Source organism: Streptomyces sp. NPDC046303 (assembly GCF_055588085.1).
In genome coordinates this window covers 354,225-362,982 of record NZ_JBVJFA010000003.1, presented here as the reverse complement: position 1 = coordinate 362,982, position 8,758 = coordinate 354,225, and the positions used below count along the sequence as shown (strand labels likewise).

Annotated in this window: 9 protein-coding genes; 5 read left to right on the top strand and 4 right to left on the bottom strand. The window is 70.9% G+C overall.

Features of this window, described 5'->3' with window-relative positions:
• Window positions 1–389 precede the first annotated feature (389 nt).
• Window positions 390–1,322, top strand: coding sequence for a DUF4097 family beta strand repeat-containing protein (locus ACZ6I1_RS05110; protein ID WP_469283207.1), 933 nt, complete (start codon window positions 390–392; stop codon window positions 1,320–1,322).
• A gap of 1 nt (window position 1,323) precedes the next feature.
• A complete protein-coding gene (locus ACZ6I1_RS05105) occupies window positions 1,324–2,259 on the top strand; it encodes a PadR family transcriptional regulator (RefSeq protein ID WP_469283206.1) in 936 nt (311 codons plus the stop codon).
• Window positions 2,260–2,317: 58 nt separating this feature from the next.
• Here the strand turns inward: ACZ6I1_RS05105 and ACZ6I1_RS05100 are convergent, their stop codons facing one another.
• From ACZ6I1_RS05100 to ACZ6I1_RS05085, 4 genes are all read right to left on the bottom strand, one after another.
• Complete coding sequence (locus ACZ6I1_RS05100) at window positions 2,318–2,842, bottom strand: Clp protease N-terminal domain-containing protein (protein ID WP_469283204.1); 525 nt, start codon at window positions 2,840–2,842, stop codon at window positions 2,318–2,320.
• Complete coding sequence (locus tag ACZ6I1_RS05095) at window positions 2,842–3,051, bottom strand: hypothetical protein (RefSeq protein ID WP_053676451.1); 210 nt, start codon at window positions 3,049–3,051, stop codon at window positions 2,842–2,844. The genes ACZ6I1_RS05100 and ACZ6I1_RS05095 overlap by 1 nt, the downstream gene beginning before the upstream one ends.
• Before the next feature lie 66 nt (window positions 3,052–3,117).
• A complete protein-coding gene (locus ACZ6I1_RS05090) occupies window positions 3,118–4,080 on the bottom strand; it encodes a zinc-binding dehydrogenase (RefSeq protein ID WP_469283202.1) in 963 nt (320 codons plus the stop codon).
• 239 nt (window positions 4,081–4,319) lie between these two features.
• Window positions 4,320–5,522, bottom strand: coding sequence for an NAD(P)-dependent malic enzyme (locus ACZ6I1_RS05085; protein WP_469283200.1), 1,203 nt, complete (start codon window positions 5,520–5,522; stop codon window positions 4,320–4,322).
• A gap of 524 nt (window positions 5,523–6,046) precedes the next feature.
• Here ACZ6I1_RS05085 and ACZ6I1_RS05080 point away from each other — a divergent pair.
• From ACZ6I1_RS05080 to ACZ6I1_RS05070, 3 genes are read left to right on the top strand one after another with little or no spacing between them, the layout of a single operon-like run.
• Window positions 6,047–6,991: an ABC transporter substrate-binding protein gene (locus tag ACZ6I1_RS05080; RefSeq protein WP_469283198.1), complete on the top strand. Its 945-nt coding sequence runs from the start codon at window positions 6,047–6,049 to the stop codon at window positions 6,989–6,991.
• A 29-nt stretch (window positions 6,992–7,020) separates the two neighbouring features.
• Window positions 7,021–7,971: an amino acid ABC transporter permease gene (locus tag ACZ6I1_RS05075; RefSeq protein ID WP_469283196.1), complete on the top strand. Its 951-nt coding sequence runs from the start codon at window positions 7,021–7,023 to the stop codon at window positions 7,969–7,971.
• A gap of 11 nt (window positions 7,972–7,982) precedes the next feature.
• The gene (locus ACZ6I1_RS05070; protein ID WP_469283245.1) at window positions 7,983–8,735 is read left to right on the top strand and encodes an amino acid ABC transporter ATP-binding protein; all 753 of its coding nucleotides are present in this window, start codon (window positions 7,983–7,985) and stop codon (window positions 8,733–8,735) included.
• Window positions 8,736–8,758: the final 23 nt, after the last annotated feature.

Genomic DNA, 8,758 nt, shown 5'->3' with positions numbered 1-8,758 from the left:
GCAGCGATCTGGCACAACCGGGCCAACGGCACAGCCATCACACGATCACTCATCGCCTACGACCACTGACGAAGACTTCGGACTTACTCGTCTAGGGGTGCCGGGCCGCTGTCCGGCCCTGCCCGCCTGCCGGCCCTGCCCGTCGGTCCTGTCCGCCGGCCCTGCCCAGTGCTGTGGCCGGGAGCCGCGCTCCGCCGTGCGTCCGGGCGCGGCTCCTCCATGTCCACCCACACCGCTCAGGGCACCGCCCTGCCCCGTGCCGCGCAGGCCCGAGCGGAGTTCCGCACCGCGCTTGACTTCCCCCGACCGCGATATATCGTGTTCTCAGAAGACGCGATATGTTGCGTGCGTCGAGTCCCGTCCGTGAACGCACGAGGAGGATCAGCCCCATGGCCGAGCAGGCTCCGCAGTCGACGTGGCACATCGCCGAAGCGCAGAAGCTCACCTTCGAGGAGCCGGTGGCCGAGCTCCGCGTCCGCCTTGTGAGCGGCACGGTGAACGTGGTCGCCGCCGAGGAGGGCCCCGCCCGCCTGGAGGTGACCGAGGTCGACGGACCGCCCCTGTACGTGGTGCAGGAGGGCGGCACCCTCACCGTCTCCTACGAGGACCTGCCCTGGAACGGCGCCCAGGGCTTCAAGCAGTGGTGGGAGGCCAAGCCCTGGAAGGCCTGGTCCACCTCCGCCACCGGCCGCAAGGCCTGGGAGCGCAGCGCCGCGGTCACCCTCACCGTCCCCGCCGCCACCCGCGTGGAGGTGGCCGTGGTCGACGCCACCTCCTTCGTCTCCGGAATCTCCGGCGGCACCGACGTCAACGCGGTCTCCGGCGGCGCCACGCTGGCCGGGCTCTCGGGCCGGGTGAAGGCACACACCGTCTCCGGCAGCGTCGAGGCCCAGTCCGTGACCGGCGACCTCGGCTTCCATTCGGTGTCCGGCGGCCTGACGGTGGTCGACGGCGCGGGCGTGAGCGTACGGGGCGACTCGGTCAGCGGCGACATGCTCATCGACCTGGACCTCGACCCGACCGCTCCGCGCCCGGTGGACATCGCGGTGAACTCCGTCTCCGGCCAGGTCGCCATCCGGCTGCCGCATCCCGCCGACGCCCGCGTGGAGGCCAACACCGCCACCGGCGGCGTCTCCAACGCCTTCGAGGACCTGCGGGTCTCCGGCCAGCTGGGTGCCAAGCGGATCACCGGAACCCTCGGCTCCGGCACCGGCACCCTGCGCGCCACCACGGTCTCCGGAGCGATCGCCCTGCTGCGCCGCCCGCAGGCCGACGCCGACCGCCCCGCCGCGCCCCTCGCGCTCGACAAGAAGGTGCTCTGACATGCCGCCCGTCTTCGCCCACGGCCGCCTCCGCCTCTACCTCCTCAAGCTGCTGGACGAGGCTCCGCGGCACGGGTACGAGGTGATCCGCCTGCTGGAGGAGCGTTTCCAGGGCCTGTACGCACCCTCCGCGGGCACGGTGTACCCGCGGCTGGCCAAGCTGGAGGCCGAGGGCCTGGTCACGCACGCCACCGAAGGCGGGCGCAAGGTGTACTCGATCACCGACGCGGGCCGGGCCGAACTGGCCGACCGCGGCGGCGAACTCGCCGACCTGGAGCTGGAGATCCGGGACTCGGTCACCGAACTGGCCGCCGAGATCCGCGACGACGTCCGGGGCGCGGCCGGTGACCTGCGGCGCGAGATGCGGGCCGCGGCCTCGGCGTCGGCGACCCGGGTCGAGGACGAGTCCTGGAAGGCGGCCAAGGAAGAGCTGCGCAAGGCGCGGCAGGAGTGGAAGGAGCAGGCGCGGCGGGCCAAGGACGAGAGCCGCCGGGCCCGCGAGGAGGCCCAGCAGGCCCGCCGTCAGGCCAAGGAGGCCCAGGAGCGGGCCCGCGAGGAGGTCCAGCGCATCGCAGGGCAGCTCCAGGAGCAGTTCGCCAAGTCGGGCGGGGTCCTGGGGAGTCTGGCCGGAGCCTGGCTCGGCGGCGGCGCGACACCGGGCGGGCCGACCACACCGACCACGCCGACCGCCCCGACGGCTCCGACCGCGCCGGCCGGCTCCGCGGCGCCCACGGGGGCGGACTCCGGCTGGGCGGCGGACCTGACCCCCACCGGCGATCCGGCCCGGGACCTGGACCGGCTGCTGGACCGCTTCCGGGACGAGGTCCGCGACGCGGCCCGCGACCACGGGGTGTCCCCGGCCGGGCTGGCCGAGGTCCGCGCCGGTCTCGCGGCCGCCGCGGCCCGCCTGACGGCGACCCTGCGGGGCGGCGAGTAGTCCCGGCTGCGGAGCCCCGAAGGCCCCGAAGGCCCCGGAACCCCGGGGCCTTCGGCGGTCAGGCCGCCAGCCGGGCCTCGGCCGCCGGGTAGGTCACGCCGTGGTCCGTCAGGACCTCGGCGACCGTCCCGGGGCGGGAGAGCAGGGCCAGCAGCAGGTGCAGCGTGCCGATGCGGTGCTCCTTGCGGCCCAGGGCGATGCGGAGCGACTGCTCCAGGGTCTTCTTCGCGCCCGTGGCGAACGGAACGTGCCGGGACGCGCCCAGGATCCGCCGGCGCGGTGCCGGATGCGCGAGGGCGCCCTCGCCGTGGGTCTCCTCGATGCGGGAGACGATCTCCGCGAGGTCGATGCCGAGCCCGGCCAGGGCCTCCTCGTCCGCCCGGGACATGCCGCCGCGGCGGCGGGCCGCGGCGAGGTCGGCGGCCACCGCCGACCGGTCCACGCCCAGCGGGTCCAGGGCTCCCAGCGCCAGCAGGGACAACAGCAGGTGTTCCTCGGTCACCCGGGCGGATCCGGCCTGCCGGGCCTCGGCCGCCGCTCCCGTCACGGTGTCGCGGGCCTCGGTCGTGAAACGTTCGAACATCAGAGCCTCCCGTGCTTCTTGTGCACGGCCTGCCGGGTGACGCCCAGCTCGGCCGCGATCTCCTGCCAGGACCATCCCTGCGCGCGGGCACTGCGTACCTGTACGGCCTCCAGCTGCTCCAGCAGCCTGCGGAGGGCCGCCACGGCACGCAGGCCCACGCGCGGGTCGCGGTCACCGGCCCGTTCGGCGAGATCGGTAGCTTCCGTCATGAGTGTCAATGTAGGTTGACAGGGGAGGGGTGTCAACCCTGATTGACACAACGGCCTGATGGCGCATCAGGGCGTGAGGACGACCTTCCCGAACAGGTCGCCCGAAGCGAGCTTCTCGAATCCCTCGCGCGCCCGGTCGAGCGGCAGCACCTCGTCGATGACCGGCCGCACCCCGGTGGTCGCGCAGAACGACAGCAGGTCCTCCAGCTCGTCCTTCGAGCCCATCGTCGAGCCGACCACCTTCAGCTCCAGGAAGAAGATCCGGGTCAGCTCGGCGTGCGCGGGGCGGTCGCCGCTGGTGGCGCCGGAGATGACCAGGGTGCCGCCCGGGCGCAGGGACTTCACCGAGTGCGACCAGGTGGCGGCGCCCACCGTCTCGATCACGGCGTCCACCCGCTGCGGCAGCCGCGCGCCGGGCTCGTACGCTTCCAGGGCGCCCAGTTCCACGGCGCGCTTGCGCTTGGCCTCGTCCCGGCTGGTGGCGAAGACGCGCAGGCCCGCCGCTTTGCCGAGGACGACGGCCGCGGTGGCGACCCCGCCGCCGGCGCCCTGGACGAGGACGGAGTCCCCGGGGCGGACCCCGGCGTTGGTGAACAGCATCCGGTACGCCGTCAGCCAGGCCGTCGGCAGGCAGGCGGCCTCCTCGAAGGAGAGCCCGGCGGGCTTGCGCAGCACGTTCCAGGCGGGCACGGTGACCTGCTCGGCGAAGGTCCCCTGGTAGCGCTCGGTCAGGATCGAGCGGGGCTCGTCGGGGCCGACCCCGTGACCGCTCTGGCCGATCACGGAGTGCAGGACGACCTCGTTGCCGTCCTGGTCGGTCCCGGCGGCGTCACAGCCGAGGATCATAGGGAGTTTGTCCTGGCCGAGGCCGACCCCGCGCAGCGACCACAGGTCGTGGTGGTTGAGGGAGGCGGCCTTGACGTTCACGGTGACCCACCCGGGCCGGGCCTCGGGCGCCGGGCGCTCGCCCAGCTCCAGGCCGTTCAGTGGGTGGTCACGGTCGATTCGGGCGGCATAGGCAGCGAACATGCGGCGACGCTACCGCTCGGTAGGGCCGGGGTTCCAGACTTCCGGGCCGCCGGTGGTGAGGTCTTCGTCGCACCGGGCCGCGGGGGCCGGGCCGTCGGGACCCCGTACGAAAGCGGGCGGGGGGGGGGGGGGGGGGGCGCCGCCCGGCGGCCCCCCCCCCCCCCCCCCCCCCCCCCCCTCCCTCCCCCCCCCCCCCCCCCCCCCCCCCCCCCCCCCGCCCGTACAGCTCGGTGCAGCGGTCAGACCAGGCGGGCCACGCCGTCGGCCTTCGCCGCGGCGGCGACGGCCGCGGAGACGGCCTCGGCGACGCGCGGGTCGAACGGTGACGGGATCACGTAGTCCGCGGCCAGCTCGTCACCCACGACGCCGGCGATGGCGTCGGCGGCGGCGATCTTCATGCCCTCGGTGATCCGGGTGGCGCGCACCTTGAGGGCGCCCGCGAAAATGCCCGGGAAGGCCAGCACGTTGTTGATCTGGTTCGGGAAGTCCGAGCGGCCCGTGGCCACGACCGCCGCGTACTTGTGCGCGACGTCGGGGTGGACCTCCGGGTTCGGGTTGGCCATGGCGAAGACGAACGCGTCCTTCGCCATCGAGGCCACCGCCTCCTCGGGCACCGTGCCGCCGGAGACGCCGATGAAGACGTCCGCGCCCGCGAGGGCCTTCTCCAGCGAGCCGGTCTGGCCCGTCTTGTTCGTGAGGGCCGCGATCTCCGCCTTGACGTCCGTCAGGTCGGTGCGGTCCGCCGAAACGACGCCCTTGCGGTCGGTCACGCAGACGTCGCCGATGCCCGCGTCCACCAGGATCTTGGCGATGGCGATGCCCGCGGCACCCGCACCCGAGATCACGGCGCGCAGGTCGCCGAGCGTGCGCCCGGTGAGCTTGGCGGCGTTGCGCAGGGCGGCCAGCGACACGATGGCGGTGCCGTGCTGGTCGTCGTGGAAGATCGGGATGTCCAGCGCCTCCTGGAGGCGGCGCTCGATCTCGAAGCAGCGGGGGGCGGAGATGTCCTCCAGGTTCACCCCGCCGAAGGACGGCGCCAGACGGATGACCGTCTCGACGATCTCGTCCGTGTCCTTGGTGGCGAGCGCGATCGGGACCGCGTCCACGCCGCCGAACTGCTTGAAGAGGATGGCCTTGCCCTCCATCACGGGGAGGGAGGCCTCGGGGCCGATGTCACCGAGCCCCAGCACGGCCGTGCCGTCGGTGACGACGGCGACCACGTTGGACTTCCAGGTGTACTCGTTCACCAGGTCCGGCTGCTCGGCGATGGCGCTGCACACCTTCGCCACGCCGGGGGTGTACGCGAGGGACAGGTCGTCCTTGTTGTTGACCGGCACCGTGGCCTGGATGGCCATCTTGCCGCCCCGGTGCAGCGCGAACACCGCGTCCGGGTTGTTGTCCGTCGCGCTGTCAGTGTGAGGGTTGACGATCTCCGCTGCCACTTTGTGTGACCCCTTAAGTCCTTTGAATCGTTGAGGGTGGCCACTCCTGGTTAAGGGGTGGGCGGGCACCGCGTTCGTACTCCGCATCGGCGGTTGGACCGCCTCCGCGAAGGGGAGGTTCGTACGCGCGGGCGCGCCGCACGCGCGCCCTGAGCCCCGGATGAGGGGTGTAAGGATCTGTTCTACCGGATGAAGGCTCACCCAGACGAGTCGATTCCGCCCCGACCATAGGCTGCTTGTCATGGTTTTGGCTAAAAGTCCAAACCCTTGTGTCCAATGGGCGAGACGCACAGCAAATAGTGAGGCCAAACGGCCTGGTCGCGGCGGTTTGTGCGGCTCAGGGAGGCCTTGCCCGCAGTCCTGTTGGGTGGCCGGGGGTGTCCGTTATCTGATTTTGACCTCGCGGGCAGCCTGAATGCGCCAGTCCGAATGGCAAGATGCCGTAATCACACAAGGTCGCGACACTCGATGGTGCGTGCCCGACCCCTTTTCGGTGCTTTTCCACCAGCCGGAGGAACCAGCTCATGACCGCAAGCATCACCCGTCGTTCGACCGCCGCCCGGTCCCGGATCGCCGCGGTCGGCGCGATCGCGGTCGCCGGCGCCCTGATCCTCACCGGCTGTGGCGACCAGACCGACGGTGGCTCCGCCACCAAGGAGAAGACGAGCGACGCTCCGCTGTTCTCCAAGCTCCCGAAGAAGATCCAGGACGCCGGCGTCATCAAGGTCGGCACGGACGCGGCCTACGCCCCGATGGAGTTCACCGAGGGCGGCAAGATCGTCGGCGTCGACCCCGACATCGCCCAGGCGATGGAGAAGCAGCTCGGTGTGAAGTTCCAGTTCACCTCCGGCACCTTCGACGGCCTGATCACCTCGCTGGAGACCGGCCGCCAGGACATCGCCATGTCGTCGATCACCGACAACAAGAAGCGCCAGGAAGGCCTGGACGACAAGGGCGCGAAGATCGGCAAGGGCGTCGACTTCGTCGACTACTTCTCCTCCGGCGTCTCGCTGCTGGTCAAGAAGGGCAACCCGCAGAACATCAAGTCCCTCGACGACCTCTGCGGCAAGACGGTCGCCGTGCAGCGCGGCACCACGTACGAGGACACCTTCAAGGCCCAGGCCGAGAAGTGCGGCGACAACAAGCTCACCATCGAGGCCTTCGACACCGACGCCGAGGCGCAGACCCGCGTCAAGGCCGGCGGCGCCGTGGCCGACCTGAACGACTTCCCGGTCACCGCGTACACCGCGAAGACCTCGGGCGGCGGCAACGACTTCGAGGTCGCCGGCCAGCAGGCCGACGTCGGCCTCTTCGGCATCGCGGTCGCCAAGGAGAACACCCAGCTCCGCGACGCCCTCAAGGAAGCCCTCGACGCCATCATCAAGGACGGCTCCTACGCCAAGGTCCTGGAGAAGTGGAACGTGAAGGACAGCGCCGTGCCGTCCGCCACGATCAACGCAGGCAAGTGATCCGAGCGCTCCACTGAAGGGCAGTCATTGTGACTGACAAGATCGACAAGGGTCCGGCCGCAACCCCGCCGGCCGGACCCGGCGCCTCGGGCAACCCCTACGAGGCGATCAAGGCAATCCCCGTGCGGCACTACGGCCGCTGGCTCAGCGCCGTGGTCGTGGCCCTGGTGCTGGCCTGGCTGGTCTACGCCTTCTCCCAGGGCAAGGTCATCTGGGGCACGGTCGGCGACAAGCTGTTCGACCCCTCGGTCATCAGCGGCCTCGGCAACACCGTGCTCATCAGCGTCTCGGCGATGGCGCTGGGCCTGGTGCTCGGCATCCTCTTCGCGGTGATGCGGCTCTCGAACAACCCGGTCACCAGCTTCGTGTCCTGGCTGTACATCTGGTTCTTCCGCGGCACCCCGGTCTATGTGCAGCTGCTGGTGTGGTTCAGCCTCCCGCTGATCTTCCAGTACATCGACCTGGGTCCGATCTACAAGAACGAGACCGTCGACGTCATGACGCCGTTCATGGTCGCCCTGCTGGGCCTCGGCCTGAACGAGGGCGCCTACATGGCGGAGATCGTCCGTGCGGGCATCCAGTCCGTCGACGAGGGCCAGAGCGAGGCCTCGCACGCGCTCGGCATGACCCGGACGCAGACCATGCGCCGCGTGGTGCTCCCGCAGGCGATGCGCGTGATCATCCCGCCGACCGGCAATGAGTTCATCAACATGCTGAAGACCTCGTCCCTGGTCTCGGCGGTGCAGTACACCGAACTCCTGCGGGCCAGCTCCAACATCGGCAGCACGGCCGGCGCGGTCATCGAGATGTACTTCGTCGCGTCCATCTGGTACCTGGCTCTGACCAGCGTGTTCAGCGTCGGCCAGTACTACCTGGAGCGCCGCTACGCCCGCGGTTCGCTGCGCAGCCTGCCGCCCACGCCGCTGCAGCGGCTGAAGGCCAACCTGAACATGTTCCGCCGTACGGAGGTGGCGAAGTGACCGCCCAGCCGATGGTCAAGGCAGAAGGCGTCCACAAGTCGTACGGCGCCGCCCACATCCTCCGCGGGATCGACCTCGAGGTCGCCCCCCGCGAGGTCTTCTGCCTGGTCGGCCCGTCCGGCTCCGGCAAGTCGACCTTCCTGCGGTGCATCAACCACCTGGAGCGCATCAACGCCGGCCGGCTCTCGGTCGACGGCCAGCTGGTCGGGTACAAGCAGAAGGGCGACAAGCTCTACGAGCTGAAGGACAGCGAGGTCGCGGCCCAGCGCCGGGACATCGGCATGGTCTTCCAGCGCTTCAACCTCTTCCCGCACATGACGGCCATAGAGAACGTCATGGAAGCCCCGGTCATGGTCAAGGGCGAGTCCAAGGCGGTGGCCCGCGAGCGCGCCGTACGCCTCCTGGACCGCGTGGGCCTCGGCGACAAGGGCGGGAACTACCCCACCCAGCTCTCCGGCGGCCAGCAGCAGCGCGTGGCGATCGCCCGCGCGCTCGCCATGGAGCCGAAGCTGATGCTCTTCGACGAGCCCACCTCGGCGCTCGACCCGGAGCTGGTGGGCGACGTCCTGGACGTCATGCGGGACCTGGCCGAATCGGGCATGACCATGATCGTGGTCACGCACGAGATGGGCTTCGCCCGCGAGGTCGGCGACAACCTCGTCTTCATGGACGGCGGCGTGGTCGTCGAGTCGGGCCACCCGCGCGACGTCCTGGGCAACCCCCAGCACGACCGGACGAAGGCGTTCCTTTCCAAGGTGCTCTGACACCGGGTACGCGAAGGAGGGGC

What these genes read in the sequence shown, in the direction of transcription:
- ACZ6I1_RS05105 (WP_469283206.1), top strand. Translation starts at nt 1,324, where the DNA reads ATGCCGCCCGTCTTCGCCCACGGCCGCCTCCGCCTCTACCTCCTCAAG.
- ACZ6I1_RS05070 (WP_469283245.1), top strand. Translation starts at nt 7,983, where the DNA reads ATGGTCAAGGCAGAAGGCGTCCACAAGTCGTACGGCGCCGCCCACATC.
- ACZ6I1_RS05110 (WP_469283207.1), top strand. Translation starts at nt 390, where the DNA reads ATGGCCGAGCAGGCTCCGCAGTCGACGTGGCACATCGCCGAAGCGCAG.
- ACZ6I1_RS05080 (WP_469283198.1), top strand. Translation starts at nt 6,047, where the DNA reads ATGACCGCAAGCATCACCCGTCGTTCGACCGCCGCCCGGTCCCGGATC.
- ACZ6I1_RS05090 (WP_469283202.1), bottom strand. Translation starts at nt 4,080, where the DNA reads ATGTTCGCTGCCTATGCCGCCCGAATCGACCGTGACCACCCACTGAAC.
- ACZ6I1_RS05100 (WP_469283204.1), bottom strand. Translation starts at nt 2,842, where the DNA reads ATGTTCGAACGTTTCACGACCGAGGCCCGCGACACCGTGACGGGAGCG.
- ACZ6I1_RS05095 (WP_053676451.1), bottom strand. Translation starts at nt 3,051, where the DNA reads ATGACGGAAGCTACCGATCTCGCCGAACGGGCCGGTGACCGCGACCCG.